This is a genomic window from Micromonospora sp. NPDC051543, assembly GCF_044454415.1.
Classification (GTDB): domain Bacteria; phylum Actinomycetota; class Actinomycetes; order Mycobacteriales; family Micromonosporaceae; genus Micromonospora.
The window spans coordinates 430,425-455,351 of the sequence record NZ_JBITDT010000004.1; the positions used below are offsets into that span (position 1 = coordinate 430,425).

At 70.6% G+C, this 24,927-nt stretch carries 24 protein-coding genes, 2 tRNA genes, 1 other RNA gene and 1 pseudogene; 17 read left to right on the plus strand and 11 right to left on the minus strand.

Annotated features, from left to right (window positions below; genetic code table 11):
• Nucleotides 1–222: 222 nt before the first annotated feature.
• The 4 genes from ACIA3K_RS09905 to ACIA3K_RS09920 form a co-directional block, all read right to left on the minus strand.
• Nucleotides 223–666 (minus strand): hypothetical protein, encoded by a 444-nt coding sequence (locus tag ACIA3K_RS09905; RefSeq protein ID WP_396800240.1) that lies wholly within the window; start codon nt 664–666, stop codon nt 223–225.
• 86 nt (nt 667–752) lie between these two features.
• Complete coding sequence (gene recR / locus ACIA3K_RS09910) at nt 753–1,346, minus strand: recombination mediator RecR (protein ID WP_355052561.1); 594 nt, start codon at nt 1,344–1,346, stop codon at nt 753–755.
• Between the two features lie 8 nt (nt 1,347–1,354).
• Nucleotides 1,355–1,663: a YbaB/EbfC family nucleoid-associated protein gene (locus ACIA3K_RS09915; protein WP_238433593.1), complete on the minus strand. Its 309-nt coding sequence runs from the start codon at nt 1,661–1,663 to the stop codon at nt 1,355–1,357.
• 154 nt (nt 1,664–1,817) lie between these two features.
• Nucleotides 1,818–3,002, minus strand: coding sequence for a hypothetical protein (locus ACIA3K_RS09920; protein WP_396800242.1), 1,185 nt, complete (start codon nt 3,000–3,002; stop codon nt 1,818–1,820).
• A gap of 122 nt (nt 3,003–3,124) precedes the next feature.
• On the opposite strand from ACIA3K_RS09920, the gene ACIA3K_RS09925 reads away from it, so the two are divergent.
• The gene (locus ACIA3K_RS09925; RefSeq protein WP_396800244.1) at nt 3,125–3,865 is read left to right on the plus strand and encodes a DUF998 domain-containing protein; all 741 of its coding nucleotides are present in this window, start codon (nt 3,125–3,127) and stop codon (nt 3,863–3,865) included.
• On the opposite strand, the gene ACIA3K_RS09930 is transcribed toward ACIA3K_RS09925, so the two are convergent.
• Nucleotides 3,762–6,854: a DNA polymerase III subunit gamma and tau gene (locus ACIA3K_RS09930; protein WP_396800246.1), complete on the minus strand. Its 3,093-nt coding sequence runs from the start codon at nt 6,852–6,854 to the stop codon at nt 3,762–3,764. The two genes, ACIA3K_RS09925 and ACIA3K_RS09930, sit on opposite strands and share 104 nt — an antisense overlap.
• Nucleotides 6,855–7,032: 178 nt before the next feature.
• Nucleotides 7,033–7,122, minus strand: an RNA gene (gene ffs, locus ACIA3K_RS09935) — signal recognition particle sRNA small type.
• A gap of 82 nt (nt 7,123–7,204) precedes the next feature.
• Here ffs and ACIA3K_RS09940 point away from each other — a divergent pair.
• A tRNA-Ser gene (locus ACIA3K_RS09940) sits at nt 7,205–7,289 on the plus strand.
• A 76-nt stretch (nt 7,290–7,365) separates the two neighbouring features.
• Nucleotides 7,366–8,202, plus strand: a complete 837-nt coding sequence (locus ACIA3K_RS09945) for a class I SAM-dependent methyltransferase (protein WP_396800248.1) — start codon at nt 7,366–7,368, stop codon at nt 8,200–8,202.
• Nucleotides 8,203–8,242: 40 nt separating this feature from the next.
• Here the strand turns inward: ACIA3K_RS09945 and ACIA3K_RS09950 are convergent, their stop codons facing one another.
• A complete protein-coding gene (locus ACIA3K_RS09950) occupies nt 8,243–8,485 on the minus strand; it encodes a flavin reductase (RefSeq protein WP_396800250.1) in 243 nt (80 codons plus the stop codon).
• A gap of 202 nt (nt 8,486–8,687) precedes the next feature.
• Between ACIA3K_RS09950 and ACIA3K_RS09955 the strand changes: the two genes are divergently transcribed.
• From ACIA3K_RS09955 to ACIA3K_RS09975, 5 genes are all read left to right on the plus strand, one after another.
• Nucleotides 8,688–9,455 carry a Scr1 family TA system antitoxin-like transcriptional regulator gene (locus ACIA3K_RS09955; RefSeq protein ID WP_396800251.1) on the plus strand — a complete coding sequence of 256 codons (768 nt, stop codon included), beginning with the start codon at nt 8,688–8,690 and terminating at the stop codon, nt 9,453–9,455.
• Nucleotides 9,446–9,637, plus strand: a complete 192-nt coding sequence (locus tag ACIA3K_RS09960; protein ID WP_396800253.1) for a DUF397 domain-containing protein — start codon at nt 9,446–9,448, stop codon at nt 9,635–9,637. The genes ACIA3K_RS09955 and ACIA3K_RS09960 overlap by 10 nt, the downstream gene beginning before the upstream one ends.
• 204 nt (nt 9,638–9,841) lie before the next feature.
• On the plus strand, nt 9,842–10,396 hold the full coding sequence (locus tag ACIA3K_RS09965; RefSeq protein ID WP_396800310.1) for a hypothetical protein: 555 nt from the start codon (nt 9,842–9,844) through the stop codon (nt 10,394–10,396).
• 92 nt (nt 10,397–10,488) lie between these two features.
• Complete coding sequence (locus ACIA3K_RS09970) at nt 10,489–10,983, plus strand: hypothetical protein (protein WP_396800311.1); 495 nt, start codon at nt 10,489–10,491, stop codon at nt 10,981–10,983.
• Nucleotides 10,984–11,164: 181 nt separating this feature from the next.
• Nucleotides 11,165–13,585: a hypothetical protein gene (locus ACIA3K_RS09975; RefSeq protein ID WP_396800255.1), complete on the plus strand. Its 2,421-nt coding sequence runs from the start codon at nt 11,165–11,167 to the stop codon at nt 13,583–13,585.
• A gap of 47 nt (nt 13,586–13,632) precedes the next feature.
• Here ACIA3K_RS09975 and ACIA3K_RS09980 read toward each other — a convergent pair whose 3' ends face one another.
• Nucleotides 13,633–15,255 carry a carboxylesterase/lipase family protein gene (locus ACIA3K_RS09980; RefSeq protein ID WP_396800256.1) on the minus strand — a complete coding sequence of 541 codons (1,623 nt, stop codon included), beginning with the start codon at nt 15,253–15,255 and terminating at the stop codon, nt 13,633–13,635.
• A 177-nt stretch (nt 15,256–15,432) separates the two neighbouring features.
• On the opposite strand from ACIA3K_RS09980, the gene ACIA3K_RS09985 reads away from it, so the two are divergent.
• Nucleotides 15,433–16,368, plus strand: a complete 936-nt coding sequence (locus ACIA3K_RS09985; protein ID WP_396800258.1) for a TetR/AcrR family transcriptional regulator C-terminal domain-containing protein — start codon at nt 15,433–15,435, stop codon at nt 16,366–16,368.
• 4 nt (nt 16,369–16,372) lie between these two features.
• Here the strand turns inward: ACIA3K_RS09985 and ACIA3K_RS09990 are convergent, their stop codons facing one another.
• On the minus strand, nt 16,373–17,005 hold the full coding sequence (locus tag ACIA3K_RS09990; protein WP_396800259.1) for a TetR/AcrR family transcriptional regulator: 633 nt from the start codon (nt 17,003–17,005) through the stop codon (nt 16,373–16,375).
• Between the two features lie 129 nt (nt 17,006–17,134).
• Between ACIA3K_RS09990 and ACIA3K_RS09995 the strand changes: the two genes are divergently transcribed.
• The 6 genes from ACIA3K_RS09995 to ACIA3K_RS10020 all read left to right on the plus strand — a co-directional run bounded on the left by ACIA3K_RS09995 (nt 17,135) and on the right by ACIA3K_RS10020 (nt 22,390).
• The gene (locus ACIA3K_RS09995; RefSeq protein WP_396800260.1) at nt 17,135–17,884 is read left to right on the plus strand and encodes an SDR family oxidoreductase; all 750 of its coding nucleotides are present in this window, start codon (nt 17,135–17,137) and stop codon (nt 17,882–17,884) included.
• Nucleotides 17,885–18,174: 290 nt separating this feature from the next.
• Nucleotides 18,175–19,032: an isocitrate lyase/PEP mutase family protein gene (locus ACIA3K_RS10000; RefSeq protein WP_396800261.1), complete on the plus strand. Its 858-nt coding sequence runs from the start codon at nt 18,175–18,177 to the stop codon at nt 19,030–19,032.
• Nucleotides 19,032–19,607 (plus strand): histidine phosphatase family protein, encoded by a 576-nt coding sequence (locus ACIA3K_RS10005; RefSeq protein ID WP_396800263.1) that lies wholly within the window; start codon nt 19,032–19,034, stop codon nt 19,605–19,607. Before ACIA3K_RS10000 ends, ACIA3K_RS10005 begins: the two co-directional genes overlap by 1 nt.
• 13 nt (nt 19,608–19,620) lie before the next feature.
• Nucleotides 19,621–20,733 carry a thiamine pyrophosphate-dependent enzyme gene (locus ACIA3K_RS10010; protein ID WP_396800264.1) on the plus strand — a complete coding sequence of 371 codons (1,113 nt, stop codon included), beginning with the start codon at nt 19,621–19,623 and terminating at the stop codon, nt 20,731–20,733.
• A gap of 21 nt (nt 20,734–20,754) precedes the next feature.
• Nucleotides 20,755–21,609 (plus strand): TauD/TfdA family dioxygenase, encoded by an 855-nt coding sequence (locus ACIA3K_RS10015; protein WP_396800266.1) that lies wholly within the window; start codon nt 20,755–20,757, stop codon nt 21,607–21,609.
• Nucleotides 21,610–21,613: 4 nt separating this feature from the next.
• Complete coding sequence (locus tag ACIA3K_RS10020; RefSeq protein ID WP_396800267.1) at nt 21,614–22,390, plus strand: class I SAM-dependent methyltransferase; 777 nt, start codon at nt 21,614–21,616, stop codon at nt 22,388–22,390.
• A gap of 6 nt (nt 22,391–22,396) precedes the next feature.
• Here ACIA3K_RS10020 and ACIA3K_RS10025 read toward each other — a convergent pair whose 3' ends face one another.
• Nucleotides 22,397–23,170 (minus strand): hypothetical protein, encoded by a 774-nt coding sequence (locus ACIA3K_RS10025; protein ID WP_396800269.1) that lies wholly within the window; start codon nt 23,168–23,170, stop codon nt 22,397–22,399.
• Nucleotides 23,171–23,376: 206 nt separating this feature from the next.
• A tRNA-Ser gene (locus ACIA3K_RS10030) sits at nt 23,377–23,463 on the minus strand.
• 75 nt (nt 23,464–23,538) lie between these two features.
• Here ACIA3K_RS10030 and deoD point away from each other — a divergent pair.
• Entirely contained in the window at nt 23,539–24,246 is a 708-nt protein-coding gene (gene deoD / locus ACIA3K_RS10035; RefSeq protein ID WP_396800271.1) for a purine-nucleoside phosphorylase, read from the plus strand.
• 138 nt (nt 24,247–24,384) lie between these two features.
• A pseudogene (locus ACIA3K_RS10040) lies at nt 24,385–24,927 on the plus strand (sensor histidine kinase); the annotation flags it as partial.

Genomic DNA, 24,927 nt, shown 5'->3' on the forward strand with positions numbered 1-24,927 from the left:
AGCTGTGGCTCGGTCCGTGTGCGGGAGGCTATGACATGTAACACCGGAAGCGGAACGGCCGTCAGGCAATCGCTACCAAGCCGACACCTTGCGCAGACGTCTGACAGTCATCGGCAGGACGAACGCATCGAGCGACACATCGACCGCGTTGCTCTGGGGCGCGACGAGAGCACCGCCGGCCACCGGACGACGCGGGCCACGGACTGCATCCGGAGCGGTCGATCAGGACACGGGCGGTGGGCAGGCCTCCAACCGCTCGACGTCCGCGCCGGCCCGGGCCGCGCCCAGGTCGTGGAACGTCACACGGTGGCACGCGTCGACGCTGACCCTGCCGAACATCGTGCCGTAGGGGGCGGAACCGTACACGGTCACCACCAGGTCAGGTGCCCGGCGGACCTCCCGCACCTCGACCTGGGTGCCCTCCGCGACCACCGCCAACCGTTCGTCGGTCGGCGTCGGATCGTCGGTGGCGACCACCGCGTCGCCGAACGCCCCGGCGTTCCGGGTCACGGTGGCTTCGGCCGCGGCCTCACTCGCGCGACTCTTGGTCGCGACTCGCCGGCGCCCCACCTCGATCGTCACGAGGACGCCGGCCATTGCCAGCGCCAGCACGGCCGAGAGCACCGCCGGAGCCCAGGGGCCCTGGTCCGAACGCCGCGTCGCCACACGCCACCTCCCCAGGTACGCCGATGGGCCCGCGCTCATCGCGCGGACCCACCCAGTTGTAGCCCACCGGTGACGATCTGTGGGGGTCAGACAGCCCGGCGACCCTCGAAGGCACGGCCCAGGGTGATCTCGTCGGCGTACTCGAGGTCGCCGCCGACCGGCAGACCGCTCGCCAGCCGGGTCACCGCGATCCCCATCGGCTTCACCATCAGCGCCAGGTAGGTGGCGGTGGCCTCGCCCTCGGTGTTGGGGTCGGTGGCGAGGATCAGCTCCCGCACCGCGCCGCCACTCAACCGGGTCAACAGCTCCCGGATGCGCAGATTGTCGGGGCCGATCCCTTCCAGCGGATTGATCGCTCCGCCCAGCACGTGGTAGCGGCCCCGGAACTCACCGGTCCGCTCGATGGCCACCACGTCCTTCGGCTCCTCCACCACGCACAGCACCTCGTCGGTGCGGCGCGGGTCGCGGCAGATCCGGCACTGCTCGGACTCCGCCACGTTGTAACAGGTCGTGCAGAAGCGCACCAGCTCCTTGACCTTGCGCAGCGCGCCGGCCAGCCGGTTGACGTCGGCCGGATCGGCCGAGAGGACGTGGAACGCGATCCGCTGGGCGCTCTTCGGGCCCACGCCCGGCAGTCGCCCCAGCTCGTCGATCAGATCCTGGATGGCGCCTTCGTACATCTGCCGGCTCAGAAACCGGGCAGGCCGAGGCCGCCCATGCCACCGGCGACCGGGCCCATCTTGCGCTCGGTCAGCTCACGCGCCGCCTCGGCGGCGTTGTGCACGGCCGCCACCACCAGGTCTTCCAGCGTCTCCACGTCGTCCGGGTCGACGGCCTTCGGGTCGATCTTGATGGCCTTCAGCTCACCGGCGCCGGACACGGTCGCGGTGACCAGCCCACCGCCGGCCGTGCCGGTCAGCTCGGCCTCGGCCAGCTCGGCCTGAGCGGCGGCGATCTGCTGCTGCATCTTCTGCGCCTGCTTCAGCATCTGCTGCATGTTCGGCTGTCCACCTGGGCGCACGGATGGCTCCTTCTCGCACTCGTCTGCTCGGCCGCCGACCAGCCTAGCCGCTGGGACCGACGTCGCCGTGCCCGGTGCGTCCGCCCACGCCGGGGCTCCCCAGCTCCTTCGCCGACGGGGACGCCGTAACTCAAAGTCGGTCGTACTGCTCGCGCACCAGCGACTCGACGACCGGTACGGTCCCCGGTTGGCCGCCGACCGCGCTGACGATCAGAACGACCTCGTCCCGGCCGGCGACGGCCCAAACACCGGTCCGCTCGGCGTCCACGAAGACGGCTGATCCCGGCAATTCAGCGAGCGGCGTCACCTCGCCGGGGGTCGCCTCCCGCAGGTCGCTGTAGGAGCGCTGGAACTGGTCCGCCGAGCCCGCCGAACTGAACTCGAGCAGGGTGATCGACACGAGGGTCGCGTCCGGACCGGTCCAGGCCGACGCGGCCGTCTGGATCACGTCGCCGCCCGCCTGCTCGGCGAGCAGGTGCGCCCGCGCCTCAGACAGAGGCAGAACACGGCCCAGGTCAACGGGATCGTCCCCTGCGGCCGGCGCGGCGGAGGCCCAGCCGGCGGAAGCCGCGACCATCAACGCGCCGAGATCAGGGGTCTGATCGTCGACCGGGTCGATCGCCCGCCAGGTCACCGTGATGAGCAGAACTGCGATGCCCAGGACTGCCAGGACGCCGGCGACCGGTGCGGGTCGCCGCCACCAGGGTGCCGCCGGCCGGACGTTCGGGCGTGAACCCTGCCAGACGAAGGGCGTGGTGTTCGCCGCGATCGGCTCGTCCACGAATACGAAAGGCACGGCCTCCGGTACGGCGGGCGCGGGCGGCTCGGGCAGAGTCGTCACGGCACGCGCGAGCAGCACCACCCCGAAGAGCCCGAGCGAGACGCCGTTGAGCAGGTCCGTGTCGGGGTGATCGTCCACCGGGAAGCCACTGACGTCGATGGCGGCCGTGGCCGGCAGGAGGGTGCCGACGCCCACCACCACGCCGAGCAGTATCGCGGCCAACCGCAGCCAGAACCGCCACACCGGGCGGACCCAGGCCAGCGCCAGCAATACCAGCAACGCCGCCCACCCGAACACCAGCGGCTGCCAGTAGCCCGCCAGATCGGTCAGCATGAACGTCCGCACCTCGCCCGAGGGGGCGCGGCCAAACAACCGATCCACGGCGTACTCGCCGCGACTCACCGACACCCAGGGCAGCGACCACGCCGAGATCAGCATGACCAGGCCGATGACCGCCAGCACCGCAGTCTTCGCCTGGTCACGGCCGAACCGGCCGGTGTCGGTGGCTTCCCCCGCAGCCGAGGTGATCTTCACGGCGCACATCCTGACAGCGCACGGGAACACCGTCCACCCCGTGACGGTACGGCTACCACTACCCCGAACCGGCCCTCTGCCGGTAGTGCGCCGGGCATCCCCGCACTGGTCTGCTCGTGCGTATGAACCTCACCCACAGCGGACGCGCCGCCGCCCTGTGCTGGGCGGTGGCCGCACCGGTCTTCCTGGTGGCCAGTCTGGTCACCGGCCTGCGTTGGCGCGAGCCGACCTACAGCTGGGCCACCCACAACATCAGCGACCTCGGCAACGTCCACTGCGGGATCTGGGACACCACCCGACCCCGCTTCGTCTGCTCGCCCTGGCATCCGCTGATGAACGCCGCGATGCTGGCCACCGCCGTCCTGCTCGCCACCGGGCTGCTGCTGACCTGGCGGCTCCTCGGCCGGGGCGGCGTGGTGCGCTCGGCGCAGATCCTGCTGCTGCTGGCGACCGGCGGGTACGCCCTGGTCGCCCTCTATCCCGCCGACATCGACGAGAACCGGCACGTCCTCGGCGCGTTCCTGATCATGGGCGTGGGCAACGTCGGTCTGCTGCTCGCCGGCTTCGCGCCCGACTCCACGGTGCTCGGCCGGTGGCGACGGATCTCCCTCGCCGCCGGGCTCACCGCGCTGGCCGGGACCGTGCTGTTCACCGCCCAACAGGACGTCGGCATCGGGATGGGCGGCCTGGAACGCGTCGCCGTGCTGCCCTTCCCCCTGTGGGCCTGCTGCCTCGGCGTCCTGCTGGGCGAAGCGCCCGCTACCGCGCGTCCACCTCGTCGATCTTCTCGGCGCCGAAGGTCTCCCGCAGCAGCCGTACCGCCTGCTCCTCGCTCGACTCCCGGGCCGTCTTCTCGTCGATGACCTCGTCCAACGGCTCGTCACCCGGGTCGAACCCCTCGTAGGTGGGTTTCGCTGCCGGAGCCGTGCCGCCCGGCCGTCCGCCGCGCAACGGTCCGTCGAAGTCCGGGTCGTAGGGAGGTTCGCCCGCCCATTCCGCGTCCGCAGTGGGCCGGCTCGCCGACGGGGTACGCGCACCGCGCCCCGCCGCCGCCGCGCGAGCCGCGGCGATGGCGCTGCTCACCGGTGCGCCACCGGCTGACGCCGGCTGCCGGGTCGCCGGTGTCGGGTTGTCCCGCCCGCCCGGTTTACCGCCACCGGCCAGCGCGCCGGGGCCACCCGCAACGCCCGGTCCACCGCCGTTCGCGCTACCGCCGTTCGCGCCACTGCCGTTCGCGCTACCGCCGTTCGCGCCACTGCCGTTCGCGCCACTGCCGTTCGCGCCACTGCCGTTCGCGCCACTGCCGTTCGTCCTTGCACCGTTCGTGCCGGTCGGTGCGGGGTCGCCCGACGTGGCGTCGGAGCGTGCGGTGCCTTCGGCTGACGCTCCGCCGGGACGGGCAGCCTCCGGCCAGGCCTCGTCATCGGCCGCCTCGGCGGCCGGGGCTCCGCCGCCGGGGCGCGCTGCCTCCGGCCAGTCGTCCTCCGGGCCGGCGGCGGTGGTCGAGGTCGGCGCGGGCGGTGGGGTGCTCGTCGGGCCGGAAGCGGCTGCCGCAGGCGGCCCGGCACTCGGACGGGGTGCCGCAGGCGGCGCACTTGACGGACCGGCAGCCGCAGTCGGCCCGACACTCGGACGGGATGCCGCAGGCGGCGCACCCGACGGACCCGCAGGCAGCGCACCCGACGGACCGGCAGCCGCAGTCGGCCCGGCACTCGGACGGGATACCGCAGGCGGCGCACCCGACGGACCGGCAGCGGCAGTCGGCGCGGCGCTCGGGCCGGGCTCGACGGGCGGCGCGCTCGTCGGACCGGCGGCGGCCACGTTCGGTGTGGCAGGTCGGGTCGGCGCGGCCGCCTGGGGACGCGGGCCGGACAGCGACGCGGCACCCCGCTCGCCGGCCACCTCGCAGCGGATCTGCCAGCGCCCGCCCAGCTCCTCGTAGAGCGCGTCGGTGAGCACCGCCGCATGGTCGGCCATCATCTTGGCCAGCACGGAGGACTTCACGGTCAGGACCAGCATGTCGCCGTCGAGTTCGCGGACCACCGCGTCGCGCATGAGGGCGGCGATCCGCTTGTTGGTCCGGTTGACCTTGCCGACCACGTCGGGCCAGACCCGGCGCACCGCTACCGCGTCCAGCGCGGGGGCCGGGGTGCCCGGGCGGGGCGGCGCGGGCGTCGCCGGGTCGGGCAGCACTGCCGACGGCGGTACCGCGCGACGCGGGGTCGAGCCGCTGCCCGGTCCGGCGGGCGACACGGGCGCGGCCGTCGGGGCGGCGGCCGACGCGCCGGCCGACACCGGAATCGGGGAGTCCGCTCCCGAGGGCGCGTGCACACCTCGGATGCCCGAGGCGACATCGGCCGAGCCAGCATCGCCACCGGCACCCGAGGCGGCATCCGGCCTGCCAGCAGCGCCACCGGCACCCGAGGCGGCATCTGCCGAGCCGGCAATTCCGGCGGCCGGGCCGGCGGCGGTAGCGGCCGGGGCCGTAGAGCCGGCAGCGGCCGGGGCGGTGGAAGCCGAGGCACCTGCGGTTCGCGGAGCCGGGGACGCCGTCGGGTCGACATCCCACGGCGGGGCGGACGTCGGGGCGGCGGCGGGTGTGGGGGCTGCGGCAGCCGGGACCGGAGGGGCGTGCTGTGGGCGTACCCCTGGGGTGGTGGCCGGCGCGGACCCGGCGGGGTCGACGCCGCCCAGGGTGAGGCGGCGTTCCATCCGTTCGAGGCGCTGGAGGAGGCCGCCGGTGGAGTCGTCCGCGCCGGGCAGCAGCATCCGGGCGCAGATCAACTCCAGCAGCAGCCGGGGCGCGGTGGTGCCGCGCATCTCGACCAGGCCGTCGTGCACGATGTCGGCGCAGCGGGAGAGCGTGGCCGAGCCGAGTTGCGAAGCCTGGGCGGCCATCCGCTCGATCTGGTCGCCGGGGCCCTCGATGAGGCCCTTCGCGGCGGCGTCCGGCACCTGCTGGATCACGATCAGGTCGCGCAGCCGCTCCAGCAGGTCGGAGGCGAACCGGCGCATGTCGTGCCCGGCCTCGGCGACCCGGTCGACGGTGGCGTAGGCGGCGGCGCCGTCACCGGCGGCCAGCGCGTCGCACATCTCGTCGATCAACGCGGAGTCGGTGACCCCGAGCAGCGAGACGGCCCGGGCGTAGCTGACGCCCTCCGGGCCGGCGCCGGCGATGAGCTGGTCGAGTACGGAGAGGCTGTCCCGCATGCTGCCGCCACCGGCGCGCACCACGAGCGGGAAGACCGCCGGCTCGATGGTGACGCCTTCGGCCTGGGTGAGCTGCTCCAGGTACGGGCGGACCACCTTCGGTGGGAAAAGCCGGAACGGATAGTGGTGGGTCCGCGACCGGATCGTGCCGAGGACCTTCTCCGGTTCGGTGGTGGCGAAGATGAACTTGACGTACTCCGGGGGCTCCTCGACCAGCTTGAGCAGGGCGTTGAAGCCCTGGGTCGAGACCATGTGCGCCTCGTCGATGATGTAGATCTTGAAGCGGCTGCTGGCCGGCGCGAAGAAGGCACGCTCGCGCAGCTCACGGGCGTCGTCGACACCACCATGGCTGGCCGCGTCGATCTCGATCACGTCGATCGAACCGGCGCCGTCGGCGGCCAGCGAGCGGCAGGACGCACACTTGCCGCACGGCTCCGGGGTGGGGCCCTGCTCACAGTTGAGCGAGCGGGCCATGATCCGGGCGCTGGTGGTCTTGCCGCAGCCACGGGGGCCGGAGAAGAGGTAGGCGTGGTTGAGCCGGCCGCTGCGCAGCGCCTGCGACAACGGCTCGGTGACGTGCTCCTGCCCGATGACCTCGGCGAAGGTACGTGGCCGGTACTTGCGGTACAGCGCCAGCGTCACTCGTCCCGCCTCCTCTCGACCGAGCCATTCTGCGCCGGTCGGGCGCGGGTGACCACCCACCCCGCCGGCCAGCTCGGCCTCGCGCCTTGATCGACTCGGCTTCCTGGAAATCGGGGTGTCCGCATGCCCGGGATGCCCCGACATCACGCATGTCGAGTGGATCAAGGCCCGGAGACAAAAAGGCCTCCCGTGCACCCGGCAGAGCTCGCTTATCCTTGCTGCCTTCCGGCCCTGGGGAGGTTCACGAGATACCGCCGCACGGGAGGTGACGCCAACCCTACCCGACGGCTCGTCGATCTTCAGGGGGTGGTGGGGTGTCCCGGTCGACGGCGGCCTGTATCCTGGCTCGCGGAGGATTCGCCTAGAGGCCTAGGGCGCACGCTTGGAAAGCGTGTTGGGTTTACACCCTCACGAGTTCGAATCTCGTATCCTCCGCTCGCGGAGCATGATCGACGCCCGGCAGACCGATAATAGGTCGGCCGGGCGTTGTCGTTGTGGTCTCATCGATGCCATGGCTGACTCGACCTGGCGGTGGGACGAGACGTTGTACGCCGGCAGCGCCCGTCACTACAGCGTCGGCCGGTGGCCGTACCCACCCGAGGTCGCCGAGGCCGTCGGCGCCGCGCTCGACCTGGACGGCACCGGCCGGCTCCTGGATGTGGGCTGCGGTCCCGGTTCGTTGACGCTGCTGCTCGCGCCCCTGTTCGAGGCGGCGGTCGGGGTGGACGCCGACCGGGACATGCTCACCGAGGCGCGACGCCTCGCCAGCGAGGCCGAGGTGACCAACGTCGAGTGGCGGCACCTGCGGGCCGAGGAAATGCCCGCCGACCTGGGTACGTTCCGGGTCGCCACGTTCGCCCAGTCGTACCACTGGATGGATCGGCCGCTGGTGGCCCGCCGGGTCCGCGACATGCTCGCGCCCGACGGGGCCTGGGTCCACGTCGGCGCCACCACCCACCAGGGCGTCGCCGACGACGACCCGCTGCCGTATCCCCGCCCGCCCTGGCCACGGATCAACGAACTGGTCGCGCGCTACCTGGGGCCGGTCCGCCGGGCCGGACAGGGCTCGCTGCCCGCCGGCACGCCCAGTGGCGAGGGAGAGATCATGCTCGCCGCGGGCTTCTCCGGTCCCACCCGGCTGACCGTCGAGCAGGGGATGGTCGTGCAGCGGTCGGTGGACGAGGTGACGTCGGCGGTGTTCTCGCTGTCCAGTTCGACGCCGCACCTGTTCGGCGATCGGCTGCCCGCCTTCGAGGCGGACCTGCGCGACCTGTTGACGGCGACGGCGCGGGACGGCCTGTTCGCCGAGCGCCGGCGCGACGTGAGCATCGTCATCTGGCGACCCTGACGCCGCCGCCTCGGCCGGCGCCGACGGTCAGCTCCCGCACTCACCCTCGGGCGCGGGTCCAGGAGAGGAAGCGGTCGGTGAGCCGGGCCGGATCGACGTCCCGGAGGTGTTCGCTGGCCTCGCTCAGCAGCGTCGCGAGGTAGATCGTCAGCGCCACCCGATCGCCCCGGTACTCGCCGAGGAGCCGGAGCTTCGCCGCCGAGCAGGGCCAGGCGATGCCGCAGGACTGGCATCGCCAGGTGGGTCGGGTCGGCAGGTGGTTCCGGTGGCGACGACGCGGCATGAGTGGACCTCCTTCTTCCCTGGTGGAAGGGGGTCACCACGCCTCCGCGTCGGGGCGACCCCGCGACTGACGCCGACCGCCGGGCTGCTGCGCCTCCACCGGCCGCGCCGTCTTCTGTGAACCACGGTGCGGCGCGTAACCGGGCACCTACAGGGCGTAGCTATATGGTTCTCAGATATTCGAGACATCCGATGGAGGGGCCGTGAACGACGCGTTGCGGGTGGCACTCACCGACACCGGGCACACCACCGAATCCCTCGCCGAGACCGTCGGCGTCGACCCGAAGACCGTCGCGCGCTGGTTGACCGAGGGCCGCATCCCGCATCCTCGGCACCGCCTGGCGGCAGCGGAAGCCCTCCATAAGGACGTGTCGGACATCTGGCCGGACACTGCAAGACGTCGTGATCCCATTTGGTTTCGTCCCTGGCAGGAGATCGAGCGCGAGGCGGTGTCCCTGCGCTGGTACGAGTCGACGGTCCTGCCGGGACTTGTTCAGACCGAGGCGTACGCCCGCGCGGTCCTCGGCGGCGCGGGCCTGATCCCCCGCAGCGAGGTCGAGCGGCACCTCGCCGTTCGGCTCAACCGGCAGGGCGTGCTCAAGCGGGACGACCCGCCGCAGTTCACGGCCGTCATCGACGAGGCGATCCTGCGGCGGCCGGTGGGCGGCCGGTCGACCATGCGCGAGCAGGTGTTGTCCCTGGTCACGGCCTGCGCCGAACCGCACATCCGGGTGCACGTCGTGCCGGCCTCGGTCGGCGCGTACGCCGGGCTGAACGGGCCGTTCGTGATCGCGAACAGCCACGACCACCGGGTCGCCGGCTACCTGGACAACCAGCTTCAGGGACAAGTGGCTAGCGACCCCGACGACATCGCGGCCATGATGGCGGCATGGGAGAACGTGCGCGGCGAGGCGCTGTCGCACTCACAGTCGGTCGAGCTGATGACGGAAGTGGCGGAATCATGGAGCTGAACGGTGCGCGGTGGCGCAAGAGCACCCGCAGCAGCGGCAACGGCGGCGCGTGCGTCGAGGTCGCCGACAACCTGCCCGGCGTGGTCGGCGTACGGGATTCCAAGGACCCGACCGGTCCGGCGCTCGCCTTCACCCCGACGGCCTGGCGAGCGTTCGTCACCCAACTCGCCAACCGAGCCTGAGCAGCCGACCGCGCCGACCAGCCCACGCGCCGAGACGACGAGATCTTGGACAATTTCCGTTAGCTCGGAACGGATATTGTCCAAGATCTGAAGGTGGACCGGCCGGGGCCGCAGCACCGCGTACCGTGCCGGGCACGAGCGACGGCGAGGGCGACCGTCGTACACATGTTCTATCCACAGGTTGTGGACGACGGCGGGGGTGTGATGGCGTACCAGCTCAGCGCGGTGGTCGCGGACGCGGACCTGCTCCGCGAGCACACCGCCGAGCTGGACCACGCCGTCCTCGGTGAGCTCCGTCAGGATTTCGCGCTGCTGCCGGTCACCCCGCAGCTGGTGGCCGAGCTGACCGGATCGCTGCCGGACTACGCGGCGGACGACCGCAGCGCCGAGCAGCCGTTCGACCTCGTGTTGTCGCCGCCGCTGGTCGAGCTGCTGGCCGTGTGGTCACGTTCGGGGCCGGTGGCGTACCTGGAGGCGGAGTTCGGCGGTGGCGTCGGCCACCAGTCGGCCGCGGTGTGGCTCGGCGGGGCGCTGTCCTGGGGCCCGCGCTTCGACGACGTGCTGGAAGCCCCACGGGAGGAGTGGCCGATCAATGCGGCACTCATCCGACTCGGCGTCGAGCGTGGGGCCTGGATCGATCCGTTCGCCGAGCTGGGGTTGCATCTGGAACGCAACACCGCCGGGTGGTTGGCGCACGGGCGGCGTCGACTCAGCGCCGACCACTGGGACGACCTGATCGAACAGTGGGAAAACCAGTAATCCGCCGGCGGGCAGCAACCTGAACGGCCCAGCCCCGTTGGGGACTGGGGGATTCCATGAAATTGCGACAATTCGCGTTTATTGCCATGCTGCTGACTGCTGCCACGATCGCGGGCAGCGGTGCGCCGTCCGCTGGGCCGATGCCCGCGAACCGGCCCGCCGGCATAGTCGAGATCATCGACCTGAACGGCCTGCGCGACATCGAGTTCGGTGACACCGAGGCCGAACTGACCCGCCGGGGCGTCCTGCGTACCGACCTGGACGCCTGCGGACCGGTCCTCGCCGGCCACGACACGGCCAGTCCCGTCTTCGTCGAGGACAAACTGGTGCTGCTGTGGGTCGGTGACCCGATGCGGACACCGGAGGGCATAACGGCCGGCTCACCGGTCGAGGAGGTCTGGGACCGCTACGCGTCGGTCACCCGGCTGCCCGCTCCACAGGGGACGCACCGGCTCGACGGGCTGCTCGCCCGCAGCGGCGACCGCGCGTACCTGTTCCTGCACGACGGGCGCACGGTCCGAAAAACCATCGCCGGGTACGCCGAGTGGGCGCGCCGCCTCTTCGACGAGGGCGCCGGTCCCTGCTGACCGACCTGTCCCGGCCCCGCTGACCGGCCCGTCCGGCTGAGACGGCAAGCCGATTGTCCGCCATGGATCGTCGTGAAATTATCCCCTCGCCCGCGCACTTCGCGCGACAGAAACGGGGGAAGACATCGTGCGTGCACCCGCGCTAAGTCCACTGTGGAAACACCTTCCCAGATGGGTCGCGGTGGCGGCCCTGAGCCTCACGGGGGCGGGCCTGCTGGCCGGTCCCGCCACCGCCGCCCCGACGGCCGAGCAGTCGCCGCGACCGGCGCTGACCACCGAGCAACCGCCCACCGTGACCACGCCCCCGAAGTCGGCGACCACGACTCCGGCCCCGGGCCGAGCCACCTCGGACACGAAGTCCGTCGTCGGCCTCGCCGCAGCCTGCGGCGGCGAACTCCCGACGGGCACGGTCAAGAACTGCGCGTCGATCACCGGGGCCGCACAGCAGAACTGGACGATCACCTCGACGGTCGACGAGGACACCCTGCTCGTCCGCCTCCGCGAGGTATCCGGTGACAGTCTCAGCGCACAGGTGAAGGGCAGTGACGGCGGCACCGTCTGCTACGTCAGCTCGTACCTCAACGAGTGCAAGCTCGGCGGCGCCGGCACCTACACGATCACGGTGAAGCTCTACTCCGGAACCGGCAAGGGTGCCTACTCGCTGTCGGCGGAGTCGACGCGTACCCCGTCCGCCTGCGTCAACCTGCCCGCGGGCTTCTTCTCCTTCGCCTCCGCCGGGCGCAGCGGCACGCTGCCCGCCGGCCTTGCGGCCCGCTGTTTCACCTTCACGCAGCCCACCGGCGCGGTCCTGCACCTCGCCGACCCGGGCGGCGCCGAGGACATCCAGGGCAACATCCTGGACGCCCAGTTCCAGCCGATCTGTGCGGTGCGGTACCCGACGGAGTGCACCCTCCGCGAGCCCGGACCGTACCGGCTCTTCCTGCAGGAGCTGTACGGCAACAAGGCCCCCTACACCCTGAAGATGCCCCGGATCTCGCAGTCGGTCGGCTGCCCGGCCCTGTCCCTGAGCACCTTCGGTGACCCCGGAACGGCGGTCGGGACCGGCACCGTGCAACCGTACGACGAAATCGGCTGCCAGTCGCTGCGCGTCAAAGCCCCCGGTCGGCTGGTCATCCGGATGGACCAGTACGCGAACCAGTACCTCAACTGGCGGCTGTACGACCCCGCCGGACAGGTCGTGTGCACCGAGTACGACTCCTGGCGGTCCTGTGCGGTGCCGGCCGCCGGCGCGTACACGTTCGTGGCGCAGAACTGGAACTGGGAGCCGGTCACCTACCGGGTGGCGGCAACACGTCTCGACCGCGCCGCGGGTTGCGCCGCCTCCACCGGGCTCAACTGGGACCAGCCGGCCCTGACGGTGCACCAGACCTCGCCGGTCCAGACCAACTGCCAGCCGTTCCACGGCGTAGCTGGCGAGCGGATCATGGTCTACCGCGCTCCGGACCGGTACAACGACGTCTCCTCCTCGATCGTCGACGGGCAGGGTGTCGTGCTGTGTACCGACTGGTCGGAGGAGGACGGGTGCGTCCTGCCCGCCACCGGGACCTACCGCGTCGTCTCCTACCTGGCGACCTGGCCCGCCGACGCCACGGACCTCACCTACAAGATCCAGGTCCGTCGGCTCTCCGACGCGGTCGGCTGCCCGACCATCACCCCGGGCACGTACAACTCGGCGCCGGCCGGCAGCCTCGGTGGCATCCGCTGCCGCACCCTGGACCTCCCCAGCGCCGGCGTGTACCGGGTCACGGCGGTGGACGACGAGAACTACGAGGCGTGGGCCACCGTCTACGACTCCGCCGGAATCAAGGTCTGCACCGGCACCCGGTGTGAGGTCCCTGCGGCGGGTAGGTACACGATGGTCCTCGCCGGGGGCGACACCACCTCGGTGATCGACAACGACTTCCAGTACGCCGTCGCGTTGCTGCCGTGGAAGACGTCGGATTGCACGCCGGTGTCCGACACCGGCTGGCAGGACGCCCCGCTCCGGGGCAGCTTCGGCGCCGCGGGGCAGCACAACTGCCTCCAGCTGCCCAGCCCGTCGGGGGCTCACGTCGTCGAGTTGGTGGCCGGAGACGCGTCCTCACCGGAGATCAGCGTGCTGAACGCCGCCGGCGATCAGGTGTGCGACTACTCCTCGCTGCGTCAGTACAGCTGCGAGCTGACCGGCGAGGCACCCTTCTCCGTACTGCTCACCGCGGACGAGGGGGAGCCCACCGCCTCGTACGCCGTGGGCTTCGCCCGGGTCGACGGGCCGCCGGCCTGCCCGGTCCTACCGGCCGACACGGCGGGCGCCACGGCGACCACCGGGGCGGACCACTTCGCGGCCTGTTACACCGTCCCGGCCGATCAGCACGCCAGCCGGGAGAGCTTCACCTGGACGCGTACCGCCGGCTCGGGTGACGCCCGCCTGTCGGTCTTCGACAGCCAGGGCATCCGATACTGCGGCCCCACCAGCCCGGCCGTCGAGCGGACCGTCACCTGCACCCTGCCCGCCGGTCCGGTCACGGTGATCCTGGAGACGGATGCCGTGGACGCCTCGTACCGGTTGACCCACCGGGACGGCAACGCCCCAACCGCGTGACGCGCGGCGGGCCGGCCCTCCACCTGGTTGGAGGGCCGGCCCGCCGGTCACCCCCGGAGCTCTCGCCAGAAGTCGTACGAGTGCTCTGCCGGGAAGTCCGTCGTGCCCGACCCGCCGCCACCGGCCAGTACCCGCACGTACCCGGAGCGGTCGCGCAGTCGGGACCACCCGGGCCGACCCGTCCGGGCGAAGTCGCTCCAGGCGCGGACCATCTCGCCGGAGAGCCGCCGCTGGGTGGGCGTGAAGGCCTGGGCGTAGTCGACGTCGAACAGGTACGGCAGTTCGGCGCAGTGGTACGCGCCGGTCGGGAAGGTCGGCGCCGGCCCCTCGGCGAAGAACGGCGCATCCTCGTCGGCGAACTCGTACACGTACGTCGGCACGGTCCGGGCGAACGCCAGCGCGGCCGAGTAGAGCGGCTCCGCGTACGCCTGATCGGTCCACACGGCCCCCAACGCCTCGCTGGCGGAGCGCGTGTCGTCGCTCGGATAGCGGGCCAGCACCTCCTGGGCCCGGTCACCGAACATGGCGCGTACCTGCTCGCGGTACTGGTCGTCGGTGAGCGGGCACGACTCGGGCGCCTGCCCCGGGGCGGGCGGCTCGGGACAGTTCATCCCGCTGCGTTCCATCCCCCACACCTGGAGCATGGACTCGTCGCGGTTCGTCCCGGTCAACACCGGCACCGGGTGCAACCGGCCGCTGACCAGCGCATCCGCCGGATCCACCGGCAGGGTACGGCCGTCGACCACCGGGCCCAGATCGACGCCCGCACCCGGGTAGCCGACCGCGTCGGCAAGCGTGACGGCGTCCCGCCCCCGCAGGCACGCGGCGAGTACGCCGGGGTCGGTGCAACCCACCCGTCCGGCCAACTCCCGCGCCGCCTCGACCGCCTCCGCCCGGGTCTGAACGGGGTTGGCGCACGAGTTGCTCTGCATGATCGCGCGGTGGAACAGGCCGGCGGAGCCGGGCGCGGCGAGGTGGGCGCAGACACTTGTCGCGCCGGCCGACTGGCCGGCCAGGGTGACGCTGCCCGGGTCCCCGCCGAAGGCCGTCGCGTTGCGCCGCACCCAGCGCAGCGCCGCCTGCTGGTCCTGCAACCCGTAGTTGCCGGCGGACCCGTCCGGCCCGGCCAGCGCCGGATGTGCCAGGAAGCCGAGCGCACCGAGCCGGTAGTTCACCGTGACGACGATGACGTCGCCGTCGGCGGCCAGCCGCTCCCCGCCGTAGGCGTCACCCCGGCCGAACCGGAAGTCGCCGCCGTGCAGCCACACCAGCACCGGTCGTGGCGTCCGGGCGGGGGTACGGGGTGTGGTGACGTTGAGGTAGAGGCAGTCCTCGGACGCCGACTGGTCGTCCATCGGCAGCCCCTTCAGTTGAGCGCAGGCGGGGCCGGGTCGGGTCGCATCGCGTACGCCCGTCCACTGTGGCCCGGGTTGCGGTGGGGCCCAGCGCAGTGCGCCCAGCGGCGGGCGCGCGTACGGGATGCCCTCGAACTTCAGGTGGTCCGCCGCGACGGTCCCCCGGAGGGCGCCCTGGTCGGTCCGCACCACGGCCGCGCCCCGGCGATCGGCCGCCTCGGCGGCCGGGCTGACCGCCGTCGTTGTCGCTGCCGTCGCGAGGAGCACGGCCGCGCCCATCGCGGCGACCCACCGGCGGTACGGGATGCTGGTCATCACAGTCTCCGATCATCGAACCTGGTACGGCGTACAGGCCGTCTGCGGCGAGCATGTCGATTCGGCGACGGATCGGCCAGGTAGCTCTAGTGCACCCACGAGCAGCCCCTCGGGGGACGCCGATGGACGGGTTCGGGCGCTCTAGTGCGCTAGGCTTCGGCCGGCGGAAGGGCGACCGTGACGGAGATCGGCGAGTCCACACCCCCGTACCTGCGCATCGTCGCGGAGCTACGGCGGCGCATCGCGTCCGGTGAGCTGGGCCCCGGCGACCGGCTGCCGTCCACCCGCCAGCTCGTCCGGGAGCGGGGCGTCGCGATGGCGACCGCGAGCCGCGCCCTCACCGCGCTCCGGCAGGAGAACCTGATCCGGGCGGTGCCCGGCGTGGGCATGGTGGTCGCCGGCTCGGAGCCCGCGACGCCCGGTCGAGGCGGGCGGGCCGAGGTGCGGCGCGGACCCCTCCACGCGGTGACCCGCGACCAGCTGGTGCCTACGGCCATCGGGATCGCGGACTCCGAAGGGCTGGCGGGGCTCAGCATGCGGCGCATCGCGACCGAGCTGGACGTGCCGACCATGTCGTTGTACCGGCAGGTCCACGGCAAGGAGCACCTGCTGCTGCTGATGGCGGACGCCGCCTTCGCCGCGTATCGGCTGCCCAGCACGCTCCCGCCCGGTTGGCGGCCCCAACTGGAGCTGCTCTGCCGGTTGCAGTGGTCGATCTACTGTCGACACCCCTGGCTGGCCCAGATCGTCTCGCTGACCCGTCCGCTGATGGTCCCGCACGCCGTCGCGCACACCGAATGCGCCCTGCGCGCCCTCGCCGGCTGCGGCCTGGACCGGCACACCCGGCTGCACCTGGTGGTCGCCCTCGCCAACCACGTACGGGGTACTGCGGTGAACCTCCAGCAGGGGGCCGAGGCGGAACAGGACACCGGCCTGACCGATGACGAATGGATGGTGTCCCAGGCCGACGCGTTGGGCCGGCTACTCGCGGCCGGCGAGTTCCCGCACCTGGCCCGGCTCTCCCGGTCGGCAATCGACCTCAGCGCCGACAGCCTCTTCGAGTTCGGGCTGCAACGGCTCCTCGACGGAGTGGCGGCGCTCGTTCGAGCGTGAGCGCTCAGGCCGGGTTGTCCGCGGTCGCGGGGCGCCGCGCCCCGGACACGGCGGCGAACCCGGCGAGCGCGATCTCCGCCGTCTGCCGCAGCTCGTCGCGAGAGACCCCGGCGGCGGCGTGGATCGCCTGCCCCTCGGTGACGCTCATGACGAATCGGGCGAGCGCGGCCGGGTCGGCGTCGGCCGGCAGGTCACCCTCGGAGACGGCACGGGCGAACCGGTCGGCGAGGGCCCGCTCACCGGCGAGGCGGCTGGCGGCGAGGAATTCCGCGACGCCCCCGTTCTCGCTGGAGCAGGCGGTGCCGCCCTGGATCGAGAGGCAGCCGGCCGGGCGGTCGGGTCGGGTGACGGCGAGCACGTTCTCGCGCAGGAGAGTGGCAACGACGTCGTACGCGGCGGTCTGGGCGATTGCGTGCCGCGCGTACCCCATGTCCTGTTCGGCGTAGCGGGCCACGGCCTTGCGGAACAGCTCCTCCTTGCTGCCGAAGGCGGCATAGAGGCTCGGCTTGTTGATGCCCATGGCCGCGGTGAGGTCGGTCATCGAGGCGCCTTCGTACCCCTGACGCCAGAACACCTCAAGCGCGCGCTCCAACGCCTCGTCGACGTCGAAGCCCCGAGGGCGCCCTCGTACCGGCACGGTCCACCACCTCCGGCACCCATCCTAGCCACGGTTGAACCGATCGGTACAGAAATTTGTCGCACGGCTCGGGGGTTGCTACGGTCGGATCAGTACCGCTCGGTACACAATTTGCGAAGGAGACCGACCGTGGGACAGCTCGACGGCAAGACCGCCCTCGTCACCGGGGGCACCACCGGCATCGGCCTGGCCGCCGCCCGCCGCTTCGCCGCCGAAGGCGCGTACGTCTTCGTCACAGGCCGACGCAAGGGCCCGCTGGACGAGGCGGTGAGCAGCATCGGCGCCAACACGACAGGCATCGTCAGCGACGTCCGCAACCTCGACGACCTGGACCGGGTGATGCGGGCCATCGAGGAACGCGGCGCGGGGCTCGACGTGCTGTTCGCCAACGCCGGCGGCGGCGAGTTCCGGCCACTCGACTCGATCACGGTCGAGCACGTCGCCACCACCTTCGACACCAACGTCTACGGCACCATCTTCACCGTCCAGAAGGCCCTACCCCTGCTCAACGAGGGTGCCTCGGTCGTACTGACCGGATCGACGTCGGCGGTCAGCGGCATTCCGGCCTTCAGCGTCTACGCCGCGTCCAAGGCCGCCATCCGCTCGTTCGGCCGCAGCTGGGCCGCCGAGCTGATGGGCCGGAAGATCCGGGTCAACACGCTCGTGCCCGGCTCCACCGAGACTCCCGGACTCGCGGGCCTGGCGCCCAGCCCCGGGGAGTCGCCCGCCCTGCTCAAGTCGATCGCGTCCACCGTGCCCATGGGCCGCCTCGCCCACCCGGACGAGATCGCCAACGCCGTACTCTTCCTCGCCTCCGACCAGAGCAGCTTCATGACGGGAAGCGAGCTGTTCGTCGACGGCGGCGAAACGCAGCTCTGACGGGAGAACGCCCGGTCGATCCGCAAGGATCGCACCGGGCGTTCCCGTGTTTCACGAACGGTGGCGGCCGCACCAGCAACCTCTTCGCCCCGACCCCGTTGAGGCCTGGGGGATTCAATGGAGGGGCTGACCTGCCGATCCTGGCAGGTTGGCCAACGCATCGATTGGCATCATCCTCGAATACTGGCGGAGCCGCTTCCGGGCCCGCTCGACAAGCACTGAGATCGTCGGCAGTATCACAGGGAGAGGTGCCACCCTGCCCAAGGATCCCTAGTCGGAGGAGCCGCAGCGTGACGGTACGTCGAGAGAGGCCCGCAAGACGTCTTTCCGACCTGCTGACAGGGGACAGAATCGCAGTTGTCGCCGGTGCCCACGACGCCCTCTCGGCCCGGCTGGCCGAGCACCGGGGCTTCGACGCCATCTGGGTGAGCAGCTTCGGCGTCACGAATTCACTTGGCCTCGTGGACGAGGGTGTCATCACGCTGAACGAGATGCTGGATGCCGCCTGGCGCATCAAGCGCTCCACCTCCCACCCGGTCATCGTGGACTGCGACACCGGCTACGGAGACGTGATCAACGTGCGGCGGCTCGCCCGGGAGGCGGTGGACCGGGGCATCGATGCGATCTGCCTCGAGGATCAGGCCTTCCCCAAGAGGAACACGTTCCTGGATGGCGAACACCAGCTCGACGATGTCCATCGCTTCTGCTCGAAGATCACGGCCGCAGCCGGATCCCGGACCGCCGACGACTGCCTGGTGGTAGCTCGCACCGAAGCGCTCTCCCAGGGGTTCTCCGTGGACCACGCACTCGAGCGAGCGAACGCCTACGTCGAGGCCGGCGCCGACGCGATCATCATCCAGCACCGCTCCAGCGACATGCACGCGCTGGAGGCCTTCGCCGACGGCTGGCGCGCGCGGGCACCCCTCGGGGTGTTGGCCACCTCCATTCGCCAGGCAGGCTTCGAGGAGATGCAACGCGCCGGCTTCGCACTGGCCATCTACGCCAATCAGGGGCTGCGTGCCGCGGTCCGAGCCATGGACGACACGTACCAGTCCATCCTCGGTGCCGGCGGACGTCAACCGGCGGACCTGGCACTCGCCTCGATGGAGGAGGTCCTGAAGTTGCAGTCGGAATCAGGGTGGAATTGATGGAGCTTCTCCTCCTGCGCCACGGTGAGACGGAGTGGAATCTCACCGGCCGGATGCAGGGTCTCAGCGACACCCGTCTGACCCGGGCCGGCATCGACCAGGCTCGCCAGGCGCTCACCTCCCTTCCCCCGTTCTCGCAGGTATGGACGAGCCCGCTGCAACGGGCCCGCCTGACCGCCGAGGCGATCGCGGAATCCCAGGACATCCCGTGCCGGGTCGACGAACGGCTGATCGAACGGAGCTGGGGGGCCTGGGAAGGCATGCTGCCGGAGGACGTCGACCAGAAGTGGCCGGGTTGGCGGGCAGCGGGGCGGAAGCCGGACGGATACGAACACGACGAATCCGTCTTCCGCCGCTTCCTGGAATGGCGCGACGCGGCCACCCACGATGGTTCGGCTACGCCTCTCGTGGCCGTGACCCACGGCGGTTTCATGAGCGCGGTGGTCCGCGTCCTCGGCGGGTCGGACAGCGGGTACAAGAATCTCGAAGGCGTATGGATTGGCGATGTCGAGGAACGACCATTCATCCGACGCCACGAGGAGTTCATTCCGAACGCACGGAAGCTGACTCGATAAGGGACGGGTGAGCGTGGAGGCGGCAGGCGCAGCCAAACGAATCAGAGAGACCTTCGGCCTGGTCGTCGGTGTGCCGGACTCCTCACTGGCGTTCCTGGGTCCGATCTGGCAGCGGCCGGGCGAGGACGCGTCCGTGTGCACCAACGAGGGTTCCGCCGTGGCGCTGGCCGCCGGCTGGGCGCTCGGCAGCGGCAGATGCGCGCTGGTCTGCATGCAGAACTCGGGGCTGCTGAACGCCTTGAATCCCCTCACCTCGCTGACACATACCTCCGTCCAGCCCGTCCCACTGGTTCTCCTCATCGGCGTGCGGGGCTGGGCCGGCGACGAGCCTCAACATGAGGCGGTGGGCCGCGCCACGGCGAGCCTGCTCCGCGCGGCGGACATCCCGTTCCGCACGACCTGCGCGTCCGACCTGTCGGACGTCGTCGCCACGCTGGGTCTGGCTCACCAGCAGGCGGTTGCCAGCAACACGGTGACCGCGGTCCTGATCGAGGTCGGTACCGCGCGTCCGCCCACACCTCCGGCCACCGGAGGCCGCGCACAGGAGGAGTGGACCAGTCGCGACGCCGTACGACTGGTCCTGGACGCTGCCCCGTCCGGAAGCATCGTCGTCGGCTCCACCGGCTTCAACAGCAGACTCGTGCACGAGTACCGCACGGATTACCCCGGTCGGTTCGAAGAGTTCGTGTACTGCGTCGGTGCCATGGGTCACGCGTGCTCCGTCGCCCAGGGTCTGGCCGTGGCCCGCCCGGACGTGCCGGTCATCTGCGTCGACGGCGACGGCTCGGCCCTGATGCATCTGGGAGCGGTGCTCCTGCCCGCCGCGCTCACCGTCCCGAACTACCGGCACGTGATCGTCAACAACGGCAGCCACGAGTCGGTCGGTGGCGGCGACACGCTCGGATCCCGCCTCAGCTTCTCGGCCCTCGGGCACGACCTCGGCTGGCCTACGGGACTGTTCCGCGGCCCGACCACACCTGATGTCTTCACCGCGCTGGCCCGACTGCTGAACGCGACCGGCCCGGTCCTGGTCGAGATGCTGACGCGCCCCGCAGGCGTCGGGCCACCTGCTCGGCCCCGGCCGCCGTTCGTGCGGACGAGGACGACGTCCCATCGGTCCCGGTAGGACTCCGAGGAGGTATGAGTCGTGGATTTCTCCCCGTACCGGGTGTTCATGGATCCCGCCGACGTGGCACGCCTGGAGCGACAGCCGCGCGAGACATGGCGCCGGCACATGAGCCGGATGGTTGACGCCTGCGGCATCGGTGAGGTGCTCACCACGCGCGGCATCGCAGTGTTGTCCGGGCTCGACGATCTCTCCGGCCCGCAGTTGCGGGTCGTCTTCCCCCTGATCTGCGAGGCGCTCGGGACGTTGATCCCACAGAGCGTCGGCCCCTCGGCGCAGTTGCTGAGAGAGGTGACGTACCGGGGGAACGACCTGTCGGATCGCACGCTCCGCTACTCCGACAGCCGGGCCGGCGGAAGCTTCCACACCGACGGCGTACCCGTTCCCGGCGAGGTGCCGGATCTCATCGCACTGCTCTGCCTGCGTCAGGCGGCGGCCGGCGGTGAACTCGTCTTCATAGACTCGCAGGAGATCCTGCGGCTGGCTTCGGCACAGATGCCGGACATCGTCGACGTCCTCAGTAACCAGTTCCACTTCGACCAGCGGCGCAAGGACGCACCCGGTGCCACGATCGTACGGCGGGTCGTCGAGCGCTCGGGCATCGACGACCGCACGCACCACCTAACATATCTGCGGGACTACATCGAGTCCGGGCACGCGATGCCGGGGGTACGGCCGCTGACTCCGGCCGAGACGAGGGCCATGGACCTCCTCGACGCAGTAATGGCGAGCGAGGCTCTACACATCGAGGGGCGACTGCTCCGGGGGCAGATCGTGATCAGCGACAACCGGCGTTACCTGCACGGGCGTCATGCCTTCGTCGACGCGTCCGAAGGCGCGGGAAGACTGATGCTGCGAGCCTGGATCAGGCGATGATCAAATGAGCAAGTACATCGACTTCGACGACCCTCACAATCGGGACACCTACGTCGGGCGGTCTGCGGACCCCGCCTGGTCGGCGCTCTTCGCGCGACTCATGCGCCCGGAGGGTCGGTTGGTCGCCGACCTGGGATGCGGCGGCGGCATCTACACCAAGGCGATCGCGGGCATGGCACCGCAGCTGGTCGTCGGGATGGATTCGTCGCACCTGTCATTGGAGTCGGCCCGGAGCTACTGCCAGGGAGTCGACCGCGTGTCATTTCTGGAGACCGACGCGGAGGCCGTAGGCGCGGAGGACGACGTCTTCGACGGAGTCGTCGAGAGAGCTCTCATCCACCACTTCACGACGTTGCACCGCAACTTCCGGGAGGCCCGCCGCATCCTGAAACCCGGCGGCCTGCTCTGGGTCCAGGACCGCACGGTGGACGACGTCCTCCTACCGCCTTCGGCGGAACACATCCGTGGCTACTACCTCGCCTTCGACGAACGGCTGAGGGCAACCGAGATCGAGCGCCGGCGACGAGAGCCGGATGTCACGTCCGCTCTCCTGGAGGCAGGATTCCGGCTTGTCGACAGCAGCAAAGTCTGTGAGCTGCGCAAAGTGTTCCGCGAACCGGGCGAGTTGTACGAGGAGATCGTGCTGCGGCGCGGCCGGTCCCTGCTCCACGCGCTCGACGACCGGCGTATCCGTCAACTAGCCGACTACGTCGTCGAGCGGATTCCTCGTTGGCCAGCGGTCGAACGGGACACCTGGACGGTCTGGATCGCCGAGAAGTAGCCGCTGTCATGGCGCGTCGAGATAGGTGTTCTGCTTGAGAGCCGCATCCCAGAGGATCTTGATCTGCGACGCGTACAGCGCATAGGTGGGGTTGCCGGGTCGCACGACGTAGGAAACCGTCGCCTGGTCGGCCTCGTTCTCGTGCAGGTAGTGCTGCACGCGTATGAGGGAATTCTCCGACAGCCGGTTCACGTCAATCGCGATGAAGGCCATGGGCATGATGCGGTCCGACACGGCGAACTGGATATTTCCGCTGTCGCGCAAACGGATGTAGAGATCCTTGAAGAGGTTCGCCTGATTCAGGTACCGCTGCTGACTGTGGCGCTCGGAGTCCGAGTACCTCATCCGCCGAAACCCCTCGAGGACGTCCAGGTCGCCCACGTTGAGCACCAGGAAGCGCACCTGCACACGTCTGTTCAGCCCGGCGAACAGATCCTTCGCGGCCACGAAGCCGGTCAACGTCGTACCACTGATGAAGACGTCGTGACGCGCCGACGCCACAGCGGTTCTCCAGTCGAAGGTGTGGCGTTCGACGAACTCGACGCCTATTCCCCGGTGGGCGAGCGTCCTCGCAATTTCCTCGGTACTCCTGGTCAGCACTCTCCAGCGACTGCTGAACAGAATAAAGAAGTCAATGACGATCATCGCCAGGAGCGCTTCAATGAAAGTGAGATGCAGATTTTGTTGGTTGAGGACCTCGGTGACGACCACCGCAGTCAGCGCGAATATCGCCTGAAGCGTGATGAATGCCGCGTCCAAGAACCTCAGAAGCCTCTTCATCGCCACTCCCCGAAACGGCCGAGTCGATGGAATTCACGTGTGCGGAGCCGCCCGGACACCGAAGCTCATAGAGTTACCACAGTTAATGTGATGATCGCAACCAGTAGAAATTCGTCTCTTTTGCAAAGCCTCACGCAGACCTTGGCGGCGGAGAACAAGCAGCGCGCCGGGGACCGTACGGTCCCCGGCGCGCTGCTACGCACGAGCGGTGGCGGCGGGATTTGAACCCGCGGAGGGCGTAAACCCTCACACGCTTTCGAGGCGTGCTCCTTAGGCCACTCGGACACGCCACCGCCGACGAGGGTACAGGACCCCGGGTTCGGACGCCGAACCGGTATCGCCCGAGCCGGCCTGGCAGGATCTTTGCCATGAGTACGCACATCGGCGCGAAGCCGGGCGAGATCGCCGAGCGGGTCCTGATGCCAGGTGACCCCCTGCGGGCCAAGTGGATCGCGGAGACCTACCTCGAGGGCGCGACCTGCTACTCGACGGTCCGGGGCATGCTGGGCTTCACCGGCCGCTGGAACGGCGTCGACGTCTCCGTCCAGGGCTCCGGTATGGGCATGCCGTCCGCCTCCATCTACGCCCACGAGCTGATCAACGAGTACGGCGTGAAGACGCTGATCCGGGTCGGCTCCTGCGGCGCTCTCAGCACCGACCTGCAACTGCGTGACGTGGTGGCGGCGATCGGGTCGTCCACCGACTCGAACATGAACCGGATGCGCTTCGACGGTCTGATCGACTACGCCCCGGTGGCCGACTTCGGGCTGCTGCGTACCTCGGTCGAGGTGGCCGAGCGGCGCGGCATCGTGATGCACGTCGGACCGATCCTGGCGGCGGACGCCTTCTACACCGACCGGCCGGACCTCTACGACACGCTCGCCGACTACGGCGTGCTGGCGGTGGAGATGGAGTCGGCGGCGCTCTACACGATCGCGGCCCGGTTCAAGGCTCGGGCGCTGACCGTGCTGACCGTCAGCGACCACATCAAGACCGGCGAGAAGACCACGTCGGAGGAGCGGGAGCAGACCTTCAGCCAGATGGTCGAGATCGCGCTCGACACGATCATCGCCTGACCGTCCGGGGCGGCGCACCGCGGAGAGCGTGATGACTCACAGGCATCTTGATGCCTCACAGTCATCACGCTCTCTCGCTCACGCCGGGCCCGGCCGCGCCACGCCACGCCGAACCGCGCCGGCCCGGGCCACGCCGCTTCCTTCGACGGGCAGCGCCGGTTCGTGGCGAACGCCTCGCACGAGCTGCGGACGCCGTTGGCGCTGAACCGCGCGCTGGTGGAGTTGGCCGTGACGCGGCCGGGCGCGCCGGAGGAGACCCGCAGGTTGGGCGAGTCGCTGCTGGCGGTCAACGAGCGGCACGAACGGCTCATCGACGGGCTCGCCCCGGCCCCGGCCAACGGCGACCCGGTGCTGTTGGAACGGCTGACGTTCAACCTGGTGGAGAACTTGCTACGGCACAACCTGGCCGCCGACGGATGGGTCGAGGTGCGCACCGCCCTGGTGGACGGACGACCCACCCTCAGGGTGACCAACACCGGCCCGCTGATCGCCGGCTACGACGTCGAGACGATGTTCCAGCCGTTCCGCCGGCTGTCGCGCGAGCGGGTGGCCGGTACGCGTGGTTTCGGGTTGGGCCTGTCGATCGTCCGAGCGGTGGCTCGGGCCCACGGCGGCACCGCCGAGGCGCACCCCCGCCCGGGCGGCGGCCTGGTCGTCACGGTCACCCTGCCGCCGGCCTGA